The organism is Salinarchaeum sp. Harcht-Bsk1 (genome assembly GCF_000403645.1).
Lineage (GTDB): Archaea > Halobacteriota > Halobacteria > Halobacteriales > Salinarchaeaceae > Salinarchaeum.
The window spans coordinates 2,914,204-2,930,760 of sequence record NC_021313.1 but is presented as its reverse complement, the minus strand read 5'-3'; the positions used below and the strand labels follow the sequence as shown (position 1 = coordinate 2,930,760).

General features: G+C 65.4%; 11 protein-coding genes and 1 tRNA gene. 6 read left to right on the top strand and 6 right to left on the bottom strand.

The features are described 5' to 3' along the window. Genes rpoB through L593_RS13530 form a run of 3 tightly spaced genes read right to left on the bottom strand, consistent with a single transcriptional unit; the run spans position 1 to position 3,649 of the window. The gene (rpoB, locus tag L593_RS13540; protein WP_020447540.1) at positions 1-1,830 is read right to left on the bottom strand and encodes a DNA-directed RNA polymerase subunit B; all 1,830 of its coding nucleotides are present in this window, start codon (positions 1,828-1,830) and stop codon (positions 1-3) included. Positions 1,831-1,853: 23 nt separating this feature from the next. Then, entirely contained in the window at positions 1,854-3,422 is a 1,569-nt protein-coding gene (locus L593_RS13535) for a DNA-directed RNA polymerase subunit B'' (RefSeq protein WP_020447539.1), read from the bottom strand. Beyond that, complete coding sequence (locus L593_RS13530) at positions 3,422-3,649, bottom strand: DNA-directed RNA polymerase subunit H (protein WP_020447538.1); 228 nt, start codon at positions 3,647-3,649, stop codon at positions 3,422-3,424. The genes L593_RS13535 and L593_RS13530 overlap by 1 nt, the downstream gene beginning before the upstream one ends. Before the next feature lie 460 nt (positions 3,650-4,109). On the opposite strand from L593_RS13530, the gene L593_RS13525 reads away from it, so the two are divergent. The 3 genes from L593_RS13525 (at position 4,110) to L593_RS13515 (ending at position 7,515) form a co-directional block, all read left to right on the top strand. Then, positions 4,110-4,182 (top strand) — tRNA-Asp (locus L593_RS13525). Between the two features lie 354 nt (positions 4,183-4,536). Continuing rightward, positions 4,537-6,486 carry a PAS domain S-box protein gene (locus L593_RS13520; RefSeq protein ID WP_020447537.1) on the top strand — a complete coding sequence of 650 codons (1,950 nt, stop codon included), beginning with the start codon at positions 4,537-4,539 and terminating at the stop codon, positions 6,484-6,486. An 81-nt stretch (positions 6,487-6,567) separates the two neighbouring features. Next, a complete protein-coding gene (locus tag L593_RS13515; RefSeq protein WP_020447536.1) occupies positions 6,568-7,515 on the top strand; it encodes an aminopeptidase in 948 nt (315 codons plus the stop codon). A 98-nt stretch (positions 7,516-7,613) separates the two neighbouring features. On the opposite strand, the gene tbsP is transcribed toward L593_RS13515, so the two are convergent. Then, complete coding sequence (tbsP, locus tag L593_RS13510) at positions 7,614-8,429, bottom strand: transcriptional regulator TbsP (protein ID WP_020447535.1); 816 nt, start codon at positions 8,427-8,429, stop codon at positions 7,614-7,616. Positions 8,430-8,926: 497 nt separating this feature from the next. Further along, positions 8,927-11,125: a hypothetical protein gene (locus L593_RS13505; protein WP_020447534.1), complete on the bottom strand. Its 2,199-nt coding sequence runs from the start codon at positions 11,123-11,125 to the stop codon at positions 8,927-8,929. A 153-nt stretch (positions 11,126-11,278) separates the two neighbouring features. Between L593_RS13505 and glyA the strand changes: the two genes are divergently transcribed. From glyA to L593_RS13490, 3 genes are all read left to right on the top strand, one after another. Further along, complete coding sequence (glyA, locus tag L593_RS13500) at positions 11,279-12,535, top strand: serine hydroxymethyltransferase (protein WP_020447533.1); 1,257 nt, start codon at positions 11,279-11,281, stop codon at positions 12,533-12,535. A 373-nt stretch (positions 12,536-12,908) separates the two neighbouring features. Beyond that, positions 12,909-14,177 carry a multicopper oxidase domain-containing protein gene (locus L593_RS13495; protein ID WP_020447532.1) on the top strand — a complete coding sequence of 423 codons (1,269 nt, stop codon included), beginning with the start codon at positions 12,909-12,911 and terminating at the stop codon, positions 14,175-14,177. After that, positions 14,174-15,472 (top strand): ZIP family metal transporter, encoded by a 1,299-nt coding sequence (locus tag L593_RS13490; protein WP_020447531.1) that lies wholly within the window; start codon positions 14,174-14,176, stop codon positions 15,470-15,472. The genes L593_RS13495 and L593_RS13490 overlap by 4 nt, the downstream gene beginning before the upstream one ends. A gap of 73 nt (positions 15,473-15,545) precedes the next feature. On the opposite strand, the gene L593_RS13485 is transcribed toward L593_RS13490, so the two are convergent. Next, complete coding sequence (locus L593_RS13485; RefSeq protein ID WP_020447530.1) at positions 15,546-16,541, bottom strand: tyrosine--tRNA ligase; 996 nt, start codon at positions 16,539-16,541, stop codon at positions 15,546-15,548. Positions 16,542-16,557 lie beyond the last annotated feature (16 nt).

Here is a 16,557-nt window from a genome sequence, read left to right as displayed (position 1 = left end):
TTAGACTGCGTCCTCCAGTTCGAGGCGCGGCGCGATGCCGAGCGCCTTCATCTCGTCGAGGAGGAGCTTGAACGCGTAGCTCATCTCGATGTCGTGAATGTCGGTCTCCTCGTCGCAGTTCGGACAGTACACGCGGTGTTGCTCGACGTTCTCGACGGCGGCCATCCCACACTGGGCGCAGATCGGGACGAACTCGCGGTCGGACTCGTCGAGCAGGCGCTCCTTCAGGGTCATGGCCGCGCCGTGTCCGATGAACACGTCGCGCTCCATCTCCCCGATCCGCAGACCCCCTTCCCGCGCACGCCCCTCGGTGGGCTGGCGGGTGAGGACCTGCACCGGCCCGCGCGAGCGGGCGTGGATCTTGTTGGAGACCATGTGGTAGAGCTTCTGGTAGAAAATACAGCCGACGAAGATCTCGGCGTCGATCTTCTCCCCGGTGACGCCGGAGTACATGACCTCCTTCCCGGAGGACTTGAAGCCGTGGTCCTCCAGGGAGCCGCGGAGTTCATCCTCGTCCTCGCCGAGGAACGGCGTGCCGTCGACGCGCCGGCCCTCCAGCGCGCCGACCTTCCCGCCGATCATCTCGAGGATGTGCCCGACCGTCATCCGCGAGGGCAGCGCGTGCGGGTTGACGATCAGGTCGGGGACGACGCCCTCCTCGGTGAACGGCATGTCCTCCTGGGGCGCGATGTGGCCGACGACGCCCTTCTGGCCGTGCCGCGACGCGAACTTGTCCCCGAGTTCGGGGATCCGCTCGTCGCGCACGGAGACCTTCGAGAGCTTCGAGCCGTCCTCGCCCTCCATCAGCGTGACCGTGTCGACGACCCCGGACTCGCCGGAGCGCATCGTCACCGAGGTCTCACGCCGCTTCTGCGGTGAGAGACCGCCCATGTCGTCGGGCTCCTCGAGGAATCGCGGCGGCGAGGTTTTCCCGAGGAGCACGTCGTTCTCGCCGACCTGGGTCTCGGGGTTCACGAGGCCGTCGTCGTCGAGGTGCGTGTAGGCCTCCTCGCCGCGGGCGCCGCGAACGTCCTGGTCGGGGATCTCGAAGTGGTCCTCCTGGCCGCCGGGGTATCGCCGTTCCTCGCCCTCGTAGGTACGGAAGAAGTGCGAGCGGGCGAGGGCGCGGTCGACCGACCCCTGGTTCAGGATGAGCGCGTCCTCGATGTTGAACCCCTCGTAGGACATGACGGCGACCGTGAAGTTCTGGGCCGCCGGGCGATCGTCGTACCCGATCTGTTCGGTGGTCTGGGTCTTGACCATCGAGAGCTGCGGGTAGTGCAGGAGGTGCTGGCGGGTGTCCGGTCGGATCCGGTAGTTCGCCGCTGGCAGTCCGAGGGATTGCTTGATCATCCCTGCACCCATCGTAATCCGCGGGCTGGCGTTGTGCTCGGGGTAGGGAATCATCCCTGCCCCGATCCCGAACATCAGTTGCGGGTCGATCTCGAGGTGGGTATGGTCTTCGGTGAGTTCCTCCTCGTCGACGGCGACGAAGATGTCCTCTTCCTCCTCGGCGTCGATGAACTCGACGTAGCCGGCCTCGACGAGGTCCTCGAACTCGATGTCGTCGTCTTCGACGGCCTGGAGTTCCTCTTCGTCGATCAGGGGCTCGCCGTTCTCGACGACCAGCAGCGGGCGGCGGGCACGGCCCGCGTCCGCGTTGATGATGACCTCCTGCGTCCGGTCCTTGACCGAGACGTTGACCATCTCGGAGACCTCGCCCCGACGCCGTGCCTCCCGTACCTGTGCTGCGAGCCGGTCTGGGTCCGGATGCGTCCCCACCAGGCTCCCGTTGACGTAGACTTTCGCCTCGCGCTGTTGACTTGCCATGTTAGTTGCCCTCCAATCGCACGTCAGTCGCCCTCCGCTCGTCGATCGACGCCCTCGATGCCGGGGATCCCCTCGACCCCCATCGAGGCCAGTTCTCGCTTCAGCTCCCGGTCGTCCTCGATGTCCTGTGACAGCTCCATCGCCTGCGCGAAGTTCTTCACGAGGCCACAGTTCGGTCCCTCCGGCGTCTCGGAGGGGCAGACGCGCCCCCACTGCGTGGCGTGCAGGTCTCGCGCTTCGAAGTGCGGCTGGGATCGCGAGAGGGGCGATCGAAGCCGTCGAAGGTGGGAGAGTACGCCCATGTGGTCCGTGCGGTCGACGAGCTGGGAGACGCCGGAGCGGCCGCCCACCCAGTTCCCGGTGGCGAGCGGGTGCTCGAGGCGCTCGGTCAGCACGTCAGACCGCACCACCGTCGAGACCGAGAGATTCCGATTGCGCATGTTGGCCCGCTCGAGTTGGTACTTCACGTCGCGTGCGAGCTTGTTGAGCGCCGTCCGGAACAGGTCGGTCATCAGGTCGCCGCTGACCTTCAGACGCTTGTTTGCGTAGTGGTCCTTGTCGTCGGACTCGCGACGATCGAGCGCGAGTTCGAAACAGGCCTCGGCCATCCGGCAGAGGTAGAACGCCTTGTTGATCCGGACCTCCTCCTCGTCTACGCCCTCCTCGTGGAGATGCGGCAGGAGATACCGGTCGATGACGTAGTTGGCCCGCTTGAGCTGGTAGTTCTTGCCCTGGCCGCTCGCGACGCGCTCGCCGAGGGTCTCGATGGCCCCCTCCTCGGTCTGGACGTCCGCAGCCTCCAGATTTTCGAGCATGAACTTCACGATGTCCGGGTCGTCGGAGACGCGGTGAACGATCTCCTCGTCGGACTCGAGCCCGAGCGCGCGAACGAGCGTCACGAAGTCGATGCTCCCCGAGACGGAGGGGAAGGAGACCTCGAGCAGTCCTTCGCGGTTCCGCTCGACGAGCACGAGGGCGCGGTAACCACGGCGCTGGGAGAAGGTCTTGGCGACCTGAATCTCGTCACCGTACTTGGTGTCGTACTCGGCGAGGATCTTGTTCGGTGCGAGGTCCTCGCTGGTCATCAGGACGCGCTCGGACCCGTTGACGCAGAAGTAGCCGCCGGGGTCTGCGGGGTCCTCACCAATCTCGATGAGTTCCTCGTCGGAGAAGCCGGCGATGTTACACTTGTTGGAGCCGACCATGATCGGCATCCGGCCGATCTTGGTCTCGGTCTGGTCGACGACCCGATCCTCACCCTGCTCGGGGTCGCCCTTCACGATCGCCATCTCCATGAAGACGGGTGCGGAATAGGTGATGTTCCGGAGGCGCGCTTCCTGCGGGTAGAGCAGCTCTTCGCTGCCGTCGGCCTCGCGGACGCGGGGCGTGACGACCCGCACCTCGCCCAGTTCGACGTGGACGGGTTCCTCGCCCTCCTTGTCGCCGATGTCCGTGTCGATGGTCTCCTTCTCGTCAACGACCTGCTGCATGCCCCGGTCGAGGAAGTCGTTGAACGAGCGGAAGTGATGCTCCGCCAGTCGTTCCTGGGAGAAGTACTCCCGGGAGATCGCGCGTCGGTCCTGTCGATCCATTAGTCTACCACCAGTCGATAGGTGACCGCTCTGTCCGTGGTTCGGGAATCCCGGACGATCTGAATTACGTCGCCGACCTCCGCGGCGGCCGGTAGCGCCGGGTCGCTCCGCTTGATTTTCGGCAGGTCTGTTCGTTTGATGTCGTACTCCTCGAGCACGTCGTCGAGGACATCCTCGTCGACGACCTCGTGCTCGGGGACGAGTTCGTGCTGGCTGACGTCTACCATGTGTTGACTACTGGGGGAGAAGCGGCTGTCACGAGATACTACAGATAGCTACGTAGCGGCAACCCCTTAACGCTTGTCAAATCAGATGGCAGAAGCTACGACCGACCCGCCCGAGCGCCGCGTTCGAAACGACGTGTGACGATGTGTACCTCGATATTGGGGACTACTCCTAATAGGCGTTTGGGGGCACGGTGGCGATCGTCTGGGGGTGGTTTGTGGGTGCTCGTGACGGCGGCCAGCCCGCCCGCCTCGTCGATGAAGTGGTTCTCCACTGTATCACCCAAACGAACACCCACTTCGGTGTGCAGGTGGGATTGGCTGGTCGGTCATCAGGTAGTCTACCGGAGGACCGAGTCCGGACACCTCCCCGGGGCGTGTCCCTGTGCCATACCGAGGTTCTTTGCAAAGCCTTAAGTTCCATTCCCGGTCTACGATTGAGTGCAGGCAGGCAGACAGAAAAGCCCGGATGGTGTAGTGGCCCATCATACAACCCTGTCACGGTTGTGACGCGGGTTCAAATCCCGCTCCGGGCGCTTCTCGCGGCGAACAACGAACGAGGAGCGGTAGCGACGAGTGAGTCCTGCGTCGATACGATCCCCGGTACCGAGGCAGTCGATGGCCCGGGCCGAGTGCATCCTCCACAGTTGCTGCAGTCCGGACCCGTGTTGCCCCGACCCGTCGCCCACAAATCCGTAGTCGATGCGTCGCAGCGTCGCGGTCCCCGCCGGCGCGCAGCGTCCGACGCCGATTCGAGCAGGTCGTCGTGCGATTCATTGCCGAGCGAGCATCGGGAATCGCTCGGGCCGCTCCACGATAGCTGGAAGCGAAGGGATCTGGACCTCGCTGGCCGACACATAGAAAGTCGAGAATTGCGATTGTAAAAGCAGATGGACGCCGCCGGGCATCGACGTGCACTGTACGAGGCATTCTCCGGGACAGGCGGTGCGTTCGACGCCAAGATCGAGCAGGCGCTCGACGTCGGGATCGCGTATCTCGAGGTACCGCTTGGCTTCCTCACACGAATCCAGAACGGAACGCAGGAAATCGTCGCCGTCGTCGGCGACCACGACCGGATTCGACCCGGCGAACGGTGTCCGCTCGACGAGGCGTACTGCCGGCGCACGGTTGAAAAAGAGAGTGCGCTCGCGGTTCAGGACGCGGCGGCCGCGACCGAGATCGCCGACGTCGCCTACGACACCTTCGAACTGGGCACCTATCTCGGCGTGCAGGTGATCGTCGACGGCGAGACGTACGGGACGGTCTGCTTCGCGGACAGCGACGTGCGAACGGTGCAATTCGCTGCAGCCGAAGAGGCCTTCGTCGAACTGCTCGCGACGCTGGTCGGACAGGAGTTGGAGGCCCGCGAGTACCGGCGCGAACTTCAGGAACGGAACGCGAACCTCGAACGCGAGCGCGAGCGCTTCCGGGGGATCGCCGAGACGAGCGCGGACATCCTGTTCCGGCTCGACGACACCGGGACGTTCACGTACGTCTCGTCCGTCGTCGAGTCGATTCTGGGGTACGAGCCGACGACGCTCGAAGGCTCGTCGTTCACCGAGTTCGTCGCGGAGCCGTCGGTGGAAGCGGCCCTGACGGAGTTCGAGGAACTCCTCGAGGGGGAGACGGTCGAGCAGCTGGAGGTGCTGTTCTCGTCGTCCAGCGGTGAAGCGATCCCGATCGAGGTGAACGCGACCCCGCTGCGTGGAGACGATGGAACGATCGAGGGCGTCCAGGGCGTCGGGCGCGACGTCAGCGAACGCCGCGAACGGCAGGCGGAGCTCCGCCTGAAGAATCGGGCGATCGACGAGGCGAACCTCGGGATCTCGATCGCCGACCCCCAACAGCCCGAGGTTCCGTTCGTCTACGTCAACGACGGCTTCGAACGCATCACCGGCTACGACGAATCCTTCGCGATCGGCAGAAACTGGGGGCTCCTGACCGGCGAGGCGACCGACCTCGACACCATCGCCGCGATCAGCGACGACGTCGCCGCCAACGTGAGCAGTGCCTACGAGGTCGTCAACTACCGCGCCGACGGGACGCCGTTCTGGAACGACGTCAGGATCAGTCCGATCCGAGACGAAACTGGCGCCGTCACGCACTATCTCGGCTTCCAGGACGACGTCACGGGGCGGAAGCGAACGGAACAGCTCGTCCGGCTCCTCAACCGCGTGCTCCGACACAACTTGCGCAACGACATGACGTCGGTCATGGGCTACGCTGAGCTGCTGGCCGGTCGCGAGGACGGCAGCGACTACGCCGATCGCATTCTCGACACTGCCAGCTCGCTGGTCGCACTCAGCGAACAGGCGAGCACGCTCAAACGGGTCGCCGGCCGGGATCGCAACCCCGTCCGCCTCGATCCCGACGAGCTACTCGACGCCGTGCTATCCTCGATCCGCGAGACGGAGGGAGCGGCGACGATCGATACGACGATCGCGACCGATCGCGGCGTCTGTGCCGGTCCCGAGCTCGAGGACGCGCTTCGGGAACTCGTCGCGAACGCGATCGCACACAATCCATCCGCCGATCCCTCGGTCGCGATCGAGGTGACGGGGGACGATGCGTGGGTCGACATCAGCGTCACCGACGACGGGCCCGGGATCGACGAACTCGAGCGAGCGATGATCGAACGCGGGGAGGAGACGCCGCTCGAGCACGGCTCGGGCCTCGGTCTCTGGCTCGTCAACTGGATCGTCACGCGCTACGGCGGGTCCTTCAGGATCGAGGCGAGAGACGACGGCGACGGGTCGATCGCCACTGTCAGGGTGCCGGGCATCGGCGACGAGGAGACCGTCGAGGAGGCCGCCCGGCAGCCCACCGTGCTCTTCCGATAGGGGTCTCGACGACGAAGTCGCAGAGCTCGCCGGCCGACCGACGGCGGAACGACCAAGGCACCCGCGACCAACTGCCCAGCTATGCCGGATCTCCAGTCGCCCGCCGAAACCGCGATCCAGGACTGTCTCGCCGTCGGAAGCGACGAGTCTGTCGCGGTCGTCACGGACGACGAACGCCTGCCGATCGGCGAGGCGCTCTACGACGTCGCCAGCGAGGTCACTGCCGACGCGACGCTGGTTCGCTACCAGCCGGGCGACCAGCACGGCGCGGAGCCACCTGCCCCCGTCTCGGGGGCGATGGCCGACAGCGACGTGTTCGTCGCGCCGACCACGAAGAGCTTGAGTCACACGCGCGCTCGCTCGCGGGCGTGCGACGACGGCGCACGCGGAGCGACGCTCCCCGGGATCACCGAGGACGTGTTCACCACTGGCCTCGGCGCCGATTACGAGTCGATCGCTCGGGAGTGCGAACAGATGCTGGACCACGTCGCCGGCGCCGAGGAGATCCGCATCGAGACGGAGCTCGGCACGGACTTCACGGTCCGTCCCGGCGAGCGGAGCTGGAATGCCGATACCGGCCTCGTCCACGAGGCGGGCGACTTCTCGAATCTCCCCGCGGGCGAGGTGTTCGTCAGCCCGGAGACCGCCGAAGGCACCTACGTCGTCGACGGGACGATGATGCCCCACGGCCTGCTCGAGGACGACCAGACGCTTCGCTTCGAGGTCGACGACGGCTACGTGACCGAGATCTCCGATCCCGAAATCCGCGAGCAGGTCGAGACTGCAGCAGCCGAAGTCGGCGACGCTGCGTACAACCTCGCAGAACTGGGTATCGGAACGAACCTCGCGGTCGACTCGCTCGTGGGATCGGTGCTCCTCGACGAGAAAGCCGCCGGCACGATCCACATCGCAATCGGCGACGACGCGGGGATCGGCGGCGATACCGAGGCGCCGTTGCACCTCGACGGCATCGTTCGCGACCCGACGGTGTACGTCGACGGCGAACCAATCGAACTCCCCTCGCCCTGACCGATCGGCTGAGACCGCCGATGCGAACAGGTCGCCACCACCGACGCTGTCGCTGGAGCCGGGCTGTTTTCGCGAAAATTGGTCGTTCGGATCGCCGATCAGGCGAGCAGCGACTGCGCCGCGCTCGCGATTTCGCCGTTGTCCGCGGCCTGGAGGCGCTCGTCGCCGAGCTTCAGCCGCAGCCGGGGTCGGCCGACGTCGATCGGGACCTTCTCCGTGTCGAGCAGGCCCTTGTCCTCGAGTTTCGTCTTCGTGCGGGAGAACGTCGCCTTGCTGGCGATGCCGATGTCCTCGCCCCACTTGCTGATGTCGTAGAGCAGTGCCTCGTTCTTGGCGGCCACGAGGAGACTGATCGTCACCTCGTCGAGCCCGTCACCGTCACCGCGTGCGGTTTCGAGGGAAGCGAGGATGTTCGTGAAGTCCTCCTCTGCATCCGGGCTGATGTCGTCGGCGAGCGTCTTGCGGACGCGTTCGATCGACGGTGTGCGGAGCGAGTACTCGTCGGCACCGTCCCAGTCGCTCTCGAACCGGTCGTTCGCCGCGCCGACGAAGTCGGCCTCGTCGCTGACGAGGCCGGCGACCTGTGTACCGGCGTCGACGATCGCAACGACGCGATCCTCCGTAACCAGCAGTGCGTTCTCCGGACCGTCTTCGACGGTGCGGAAGTCCAGCACGTCGTCCTCGATGAGGACGGCGGCGTTACTGGCGACGATGAAGTCGTCCATCACGTCCTTGAGCGTACGTTCCTCCGCGAGGACGCGAATGTGCGGCAAGTCGTCGCGTTCGGACGCGACGTCGATCAGCGATTCGAGCCCATCCCCCGTCGGATTGACGACCACGAGTTCCTCGCCGGCCTCGGAAAGCGCCGTGCGAAGGATATCGTCAAGCCGATCACCCAGTAAATTCGATTCCATAGACGTGTGGGTATAAAAGGGGCGTCAATACTTAATTTTATTGGCCGTTCGTTGTCCACATCATTCAAGTTCCTTGACGAAGCGGCAATGGAAATGGCGGTTAGCTATCGAACGCATTACTGCGATTTCCCGTGGCAAGATTGAAGTGGGTGTGGGTGTGTAACGTGGGACGTGCTTCGAATCGTCCAGTACCTCTCGATCACAGCTGGCGGAAGCGGCTATACAGGCCCCTGAGACCGTAGATTTCTGTCACTTCGGGATAAATCGGGTCTCCGGATAGCCCAGCTGGCCGTCCGGGGCCCGATCGAGTTCGACCGACCGAGCGTGACCATCGAGAGTGTCGCCGGGTGCCAGACTGGCGAGCATCTTACTGATAGTGCAAGCGAGATGCTTGTAGGCAGTCGATGTAGTGATCGGGCAAATGGGCTGCTCCTCGGCAGGCGAGTCGGTGATAGGTCACGGGGAGCGTAGTCCGGGCGGATTACAGACGTAGCCAGTCAGTGACCGGATCGAATCCGGTCGGCGAGGTCGTCCGACCAGTACACGTCGCCGTCGTAGATCACGGGAAGGGCCGCACGTTCGAGGAACGCCGCGACTGCAGACCGGTCGAGCACGTGGTCGGACTCGTTCCCGCAGAGGTAGGCGTAGCGGTCCTCGCCGAGGTACGGGCGGTAGAACGCGCCTGCGTGTCGGGAACTGAACTGATCGTACGTCAGGAGAAAGCCTGCTTCAACGGACTCCAGTTCGACGGTCGCCGGTAACCGGTTCTCGCTCTGGGCGAGGGAGTGCGTGCCGTCGCCGACGACGGCGTAGTCTTTCCCCATCATGATCCGTCGCCTCGCGAGCTGGAGCGCTCGCTCGAAGCCAAACCCGTGGACGAGCAGCTTCGCGAACGTCGAACCGACCGAGACGGCGTGGTCGTTCAGCACCTGCGAGAAGGTGACCGCTCCAGCCACGGCGCCCTGCCTGACGAGGTCGACCCCCTCGTGGTACGAGCCACAGGCGTTCAGGAAGAATGTCTGTAAACCACAGCCCGTCAGCGAGGAAGCCGAGAGGTGACCGTCTGGGCAACGAAATCCGCCGGTCTCGCAGTGGCCGATGTAGTGAGCGAAGTCGTACTCCGCTTCGAAGAGGCGAGCGAGTTCGGTCGTCGAGAGCCGTTCGTGGACGGAGACGTCGATGGAGACGTCAGCGCCACGCGTCCGATAAATGTCCGCGACGTCGGCGTGCTCGACCTCCATCGCTGCGTCGTTGCGAACGACTGCGATGTCGATGCCGTCGCCCGCTCGATCGAGCGCGTCGATCCGGTGTTCGAACGCCTCTGGCAAGCAGTTGAACACGTCGATGGGCGTCCCTTCGGCGAGCCAGCCGTGGATGCGACCCCCGCGGAGTTCGGGCTTCAGGACGTCGACGGAGGCAACGTCGCCCGCGCTTCTGACGTCCGAATCGCCGGAAGTAGCAGTTCGATCACCAGAGCGAGCACCGTGGGCTTCCTCCCGTTCGGCGGATTCCGTGTCCACATTTCGGGGGGAACGGGAAGAGATGGATCGGTAGTCCTCCGGCGAGCGGCCCCGGTAGAAGTCGTCGAGGGAGCGCTCGACCAGTTCGCTTCCTTCGAGTTCTGACGTCCTGGGCATGTAGATCAGGCTCATCCGGTCGAGGAGGAATGGAAGCGCCCGGAGTCCGTCCCGGTCGGGCTCGACGTAGGTCGAGCAGTGCCAGTCCGGAAGCCGCTGTTCGATGGCTCCGTACGGAACGTCGAGGTACGCTGCGAGGCGATCGGCGGGTGAGGCGGCGTAGAGTGTCTCAGCATCCACGCCGAGCGCGTCGAGGAGGCTCGCCTCGGCCAGTTCCGTGTCGTACGGGCCGGCGTTGCGAACGAGACAATCGAGAAAGAAGACCTTCCGGAGGAGCCGGGTCGCGTCGCGTTCGAGGTCCGGCATGGCGGGTAGCTCGTGCGCGACGTCGGCGTCTGGGGCACGCAGGATGGGTGAGGCGACGTTCCCGACCTGGACGTCTGCTCCGATGTAGTACGCGAGTGGCGCCAGAACGAGCAGGGATTCGACGGCGTTCGGCGCGAGGAGTTCGATCCCAGTGTCGTCTCTCGCCTCGCGAATCGCACTTGGGACCTCGACGTCGGCGGTTTCGTCGGCGATCTCGAGCAGCGGGGGATGGCCCCGGAGCGTCGGATAGGAGCGATCCGTCCCCGTCGTCTTGTGGGCGGCCGAGGAATACGTGAGAGCGGTTGCGACGCCCTCGGGCGTCGGTGGGATCGTCAGTTCGGCAGTGGGCTTCCGGTTGCGGCTGCGGAAGCCGAGCGTGATCCGGCGACGGGCCGGAACCGAGAGGACGACGCCGTCGTAGTCGGCCGTCCGACAGAGCGTGAACGGTCCGGTGAGCCTGAGATACGTCTTGACCTCCGCGTCGACGTCCACCAGGTACTCGCCTTCCGGCATCGCCTTCGGCTCGGTGGTCCCAGGGAGCTCCTCGGTCTCACCCGAGGTCAGTGAGATCAGGTAGACGACGGCGCCTGGGAGAGTGAGCTCCGTCGTCAGGCAATCCAGCGTGATGTCGACCGGACGGGGAAGCTCGCGTTCCGGTTCGGTAAATTCGAGCTGAGAGCCACCGACCGAGCACTCCGCTCCTGCGGAGTCGTGAACCCGAAAACCGCTCTCGGTCGCCTCCCACTCGAGCATCTGGAGTATCCTATCTTGCCGCTTTCCTCAAAGAGCTTTCCGTATGCTTACCAGTGACATTGTCGGGCCAAAGCGTGCCCACCGAGAGAAACTCCGCACGCTCCAGGCGGGCCGTTCCGATGGATATAGGGCGTCACCGCCGAACCACGTTGTATGCGCCACGACAGCGTTCGCGAGGCCGATCCTGCCGTCGCCGACGCCCTCGAAGGGGAGATCGAGCGACAGCAGACTTCTCTCCAGCTCATCGCCGCGGAGAACCACGTCAGCGAGGCCGTGCTCGACGCACAGAGCAGCGTCCTCACCAACAAGTACGCCGAAGGCTACCCTGGCGCCCGCTACTACGGCGGCTGCGAGTTCGCCGACGAGGTCGAACAGCTCGCCATCGACCGCGCCAAGGAGCTCTATGGGGCCGACCACGTCAACGTCCAGCCCCACTCCGGAACGCAGGCCAACCAGGCCGTCTACTACGCGATGCTCGAACCCGGCGACAAGATCCTCTCGCTGGACCTCGAACACGGCGGCCACCTCTCCCACGGCCACCCCGCGAACTTCGCCGGTCAGCTCTACGAGGTCGAGCAGTACGAGGTCGACCCCGAGACCGGCTACCTCGACTACGAGGGGCTCCACGAGCACGCCGAGGAGTACGAGCCGGACGTGATCGTCGCCGGCTACTCAGCGTACCCGCGCGAGGTCGAGTGGGAGCGCATCCGGGCCGCCGCCGACGCCGCCGACGCGCTGATGGTCGCCGACATGGCCCACATCACTGGCCTCGTCGCCGGCGGCGCTCACCCCTCGCCGGTCGGCATCGCCGACTTCGTCACCGGTTCGACGCACAAGACGATCCGCGCCGGGCGCGGCGGGATGGTCATGTGCGACGAGGAGTACGCCGACGACCTCGACAAGGCCGTCTTCCCCGGCGGACAGGGCGGCCCGCTCATGCACAACATTGCAGGGAAAGCAGTCGGCTTCGAGGAAGCCCTCCAGCCGGAGTTCGAGGAGTACGCCGAACAGACCGTCGCGAACGCGAAGGCGCTAGGCGAGCACCTCCAGGAGCACGGCTTCGAACTCGTCTCCGGCGGCACCGACAACCACCTCGTGCTCGTCGACCTCCGCCCGTCCCACCCCGACACCTCCGGTGGCGACGCCGAGGAAGCGCTCGAGGACGCCGGTCTCGTGCTCAACGGCAACACGGTCCCCGGTGAGACCCGCTCGCCATTCGATCCGAGTGGCATCCGCATCGGCACCCCGGCGATCACGACTCGCGGCTTTGGCGAAGACGAGTCGCGTACGGTCGCACACCTCATCGCCCGCGTCGTCGACGCCGTCGCCGAAGGCACCGAGGACGAGGTCGTCCCCGACGTGCGCGAGACCGTCGAGAACCTCTGCGCCGAACACCCGATCTACGAGTAGCGCTCCGCCGGCGATCCGGTTCTCCCCGTTTCTCTCCCTCGTTCTCTCCCGCTCTCGATCGGTGTCCTGTCCTGTCGTTCGATCGTCCGGTCGTTCGATCGTCCGGTCGTTCGATCGATCCATCTGCAGACGTCGGTCGTCGATCGCCAGATCCGTTCGGCCGACGGTTGCGCTCGTAGTACCTTTTCCCGAGTTCTCAGCATCCAACAGCACCCGGCGGTGACGACGGCCGGGAGCTGTCTGCACCGCATCCGACTCTGACCGATCCCGGCACAGGTTTCGACCCAGTCGAAATCGATAGGGCAAACTACAAGTTTAGATGTATCTAAAACTCTGCCATGCAACTCTGTACCAGCGGCGGGAGGAGGTACCGATGGGTGGCGTAGATCGGGATCGGGCCGGGGCGATCACCCAGGCCCTCGAAGAACGACTGAGTGAACGCGTCGACGTCGAACCGCAGGTCGACAGACGCGCGGTCCTCGGTGGCCTCTCCATCGCCGGGGCCGCGGGCGGGCTGATGGGGCTGGCGGGCGCCGACGAGGGCCACGACGGTGGGAGCCACGGCAGCAGCCACGGGAACTTCGGTGCGCGTGGCGAATTCGACGGTGACACGCTCGATCCACACGAGTTCTTGCGAACCTTCAACACCGGGACGGAGGGCCAGGACGACCTCTCGCAAGAAGTCTACCAGGAAGACGGCCGAACGATCCGGCACTACACGATCGTCGCACAGGACGTCGAGATCGAGATCGCCCCCGGCGTCACGTTCCCAGCCTGGACGTTCCAGGGACAAGTGCCCGCGCCGACCCTCAGGGCCGTCGAGGGCGACCTCGTCAGGATCGACTTCGTCAACGGCAGCCAGCACGCCCACACGATGCATCCACACCTCGAGAACCACCAGCCGGAGATGGACGGGGTCCCCCAGAACGGAACCGGACTGGTGGACGTCGGGGAGTCGTTCCGCTACGAGTGGATCGCACAGCCGGCCGGCGTCCACTTCTATCACTGTCACGCGCTGCCGCTGAAAGAGCACATGCACAGGGGCATGTACGGCGCACTGATCGTCGACCCCGATCCGGAACGGGTCCGTGAGCACCCCCGCGAGTACGTCAACTACCACGGACCGATCGACGAGACGTACACCGACGAACTCGTCCAGCGAGCGAGGTCCCGGAATCACACCTACGACGAGAACGACGACGTCCAGGAGCTGGTGATGGTGATGAACAGCTTCGACACGAACTTCGACGGCGAGAACGAGGTCTACGCCGCGAACACACGGGCGTTCGCCTACGCACCGGCGAGCACCGACGCCGACGACGGCGATTACACGCCCGGCGAGACCAAACACCCCATCGAGATCGACCGCGATCGGCCGGTCCGGATCCACCTGCTCAACACGACCGAGTTCGATCCGATCAACTCGCTGCACACCCACTCCCAGTTCTTCGACTACTACGATCACGGGACGACGCTGTTCCCGACCCACAAGCGCATCGACACGATCATGCAGTGCCAGGCACAGCGAGGAATCCTGGAACTGGACTACAGCGAACACGAGGAGGGCCTCTACATGTTCCACGCCCACCAGTCGGAGTTCTCCGAACTGGGCTGGATGAGTTTCTTCGAGGTGGTCGAATGACCGACGACGCCCCGAGCGGGAGCGACGTCGACGCGCCCGCCCCGGCACCGGAGCCGGGGTCGGAAGCCGCCGGCGCAACGGTCGAAACTGACTCGACCGGCGAGGAAACCACAGGTTTCGACGCGTCGACCTGGGGGATCGCGCTGATCCCACTGGTCCTGCTCGGCCTCGTGGTCGGTGGCTTCGTGCTCGCGGATCCCACCGACCAGTTCCAGCGTGGCGAGCCGACACCCGACGTCACCATCTCGCATCACACGGTGCCCGACGACGAGACGATCGTCCTGCACGTCACGAACAACGGCCCCGAGCCGGTCCGCGTGGAGCAGGTGCTCGTCGACGACGCCTACTGGGACCACGACGTCGTCCAGGACGGAGAGACGAAACGGACGATCCAGCCACGAGAAACCGCAAGCGTCGAGATTCCGTACCACTGGCAGGCTGGCTGGGACTACCACGTGGTCCTGGTACTCGACAACGGCGCAACGTTCGGCCACACGATCGTCGCGATCCAGGAGTCGCCGAGTCCCGACGGCGGCATGCTGTGGACGCTCGCCCTGATCGGACTGTTCGTCGGCGTGATCCCCGTCGCGCTGGGGATGTGCTGGTTCCCGTTCATTCGAGCGATGGACGCGAAGTGGTTCCACGCCGTCCTCGCGTTCTCGGGGGGAGTCCTCGCCTTCCTCGCGGTCGACGCCGGGTTCGAGGCGCTCGAACTCGCCGAGCGCGTGCCGGGCGCCTACGAGGGGACGCTCCTCGTCGCACTCGGTGCCGTCGGGGCAGCACTCTCGGTGCAGGCGATCAGCGCGTGGCGCGAGTCACGCACCGACGGCGCGAGCGGCGGTCTCTACGTCGCCTACCTCGTCGCGATCGGCATCGGACTCCACAACCTCGCAGAGGGGCTCGCGATCGGGAGTTCCTTCGCACTCGGCCGGGTCTCGCTCGGCGCCTTCCTCGTCGTGGGGTTCATGCTCCACAACGTGACGGAGGGGCCGGCGGTAGTCGCCCCTGTCGCCCGGGGTGAGCGCGAACGGCCTGCACTCTGGCACTTCGTCGCACTCGGTGCGATCGCTGGGGCTCCGGTGATCCTCGGCGGCTGGATCGGTGGCCTCTCGCTGTCGCCAACCGTCAGCGCGTTCTTCCTCGCACTCGGCGTCGGCGCGATCGCGCAGGTGCTCTGGGAACTCGCGGGGCTCGTCCGGACCGACGGCGGCGAGATCGGCTCGACATGGAACGTGCTCGGCTTCCTCGTCGGCTTCGCGGTGATGTACGCGACGGATCTGCTGATCGTGATCTGAGCGGGCGATCCGAGCGATCGTCCACCACCGGACGCCAGCAGTCGACTGCGAAAACAGTGCGAAACGCTACTACTCAGGCTTCCAGTTCACGAAGTTTCTCGCGACCCGGCGCGATCAGTTCGTCGAGTGCACTCGCGAGCGCAGACTTCGCATCAGCAGGGTGGAGTTCGCCAGTATCGAGCGCCGTCGCCAGCGCCTCGTAGCTGTCGTAGGTGACGTTCCCGCCGTACTCGTCGGGACGCTCTACGGTCACGGACTCGAACCGCGGGAACACGTGGTACTGGAATAGCTGGAGGACGGGATGCTCGCGGTCCTCGCCCTCATCGGTCGGCTCGGGATCGCGCGTTGGGGGACAGTACGCGGCGTTGATCTTCTCCTCCAGATCCTCGGTGGAGTCCTCCATCGTGATGTCGATGCCCTCGCTGGCGGACATCTTGCCGACGCCGGTCTCGAGGTCGGCGATGATCGGCGTGTGCAGGCAGGGCCGGACGTCGTAGCCCATCTCGGGCATCCCCTCGCGGTGCAGCATGTGCACCTTCCGCTGGTCGATGCCGCCGATGGCGAGGTCGAGGTCGAGGTACTCGATGTCGAGTGCCTGCATGATCGGGTAGACAACGTGCGCGACGCTCGCTGTCTCGCCGGACTGAATCTCGGCCATCGCGCGCTGAGCGCGGTTGAGCGACGTCTCGACCGAGAGTTGGTGGACGTCGAGCACGTAATCCTCCTCGAGCTGGAAGTCGGAGCCGTAGACGAACTCCGTCTGGTCGGGGTCGAGCCCGTAGGCGAGGAACTGTGCTTGCATCGCCTCGGCAGTCTCGTGCAGTTCTTCGAAGGTACCCTTGCCGTTCAGGTAGGCGTGGACGTCCGCGAGCAGGACGACGACCTCCATGCCGAGTTTCTGGAGGTCGATCAGCTTGTTCGCGGTGAGGAGGTGGCCCAGGTGGAGCGCTCCGGAGGGCTCGTAGCCGACGTAGGCCCGTTTGCCTTCGGGATCGGCGGCGAGTTCGCGGGCCTCCTCGTCGGTCACGACCTCCACGGCGTTCCGGGAGAGCAGCTCGTAGGCCTCCATGGGTTCGGGGAGGGCA

What these genes read in the sequence shown, in the direction of transcription:
- rpoB (WP_020447540.1), bottom strand. Translation starts at nt 1,830, where the DNA reads ATGGCAAGTCAACAGCGCGAGGCGAAAGTCTACGTCAACGGGAGCCTG.
- L593_RS13535 (WP_020447539.1), bottom strand. Translation starts at nt 3,422, where the DNA reads ATGGATCGACAGGACCGACGCGCGATCTCCCGGGAGTACTTCTCCCAG.
- L593_RS13530 (WP_020447538.1), bottom strand. Translation starts at nt 3,649, where the DNA reads ATGGTAGACGTCAGCCAGCACGAACTCGTCCCCGAGCACGAGGTCGTC.
- L593_RS13520 (WP_020447537.1), top strand. Translation starts at nt 4,537, where the DNA reads ATGGACGCCGCCGGGCATCGACGTGCACTGTACGAGGCATTCTCCGGG.
- L593_RS13515 (WP_020447536.1), top strand. Translation starts at nt 6,568, where the DNA reads ATGCCGGATCTCCAGTCGCCCGCCGAAACCGCGATCCAGGACTGTCTC.
- tbsP (WP_020447535.1), bottom strand. Translation starts at nt 8,429, where the DNA reads ATGGAATCGAATTTACTGGGTGATCGGCTTGACGATATCCTTCGCACG.
- L593_RS13505 (WP_020447534.1), bottom strand. Translation starts at nt 11,125, where the DNA reads ATGCTCGAGTGGGAGGCGACCGAGAGCGGTTTTCGGGTTCACGACTCC.
- glyA (WP_020447533.1), top strand. Translation starts at nt 11,279, where the DNA reads ATGCGCCACGACAGCGTTCGCGAGGCCGATCCTGCCGTCGCCGACGCC.
- L593_RS13495 (WP_020447532.1), top strand. Translation starts at nt 12,909, where the DNA reads ATGGGTGGCGTAGATCGGGATCGGGCCGGGGCGATCACCCAGGCCCTC.
- L593_RS13490 (WP_020447531.1), top strand. Translation starts at nt 14,174, where the DNA reads ATGACCGACGACGCCCCGAGCGGGAGCGACGTCGACGCGCCCGCCCCG.
- L593_RS13485 (WP_020447530.1), bottom strand. Translation starts at nt 16,541, where the DNA reads ATGGAGGCCTACGAGCTGCTCTCCCGGAACGCCGTGGAGGTCGTGACC.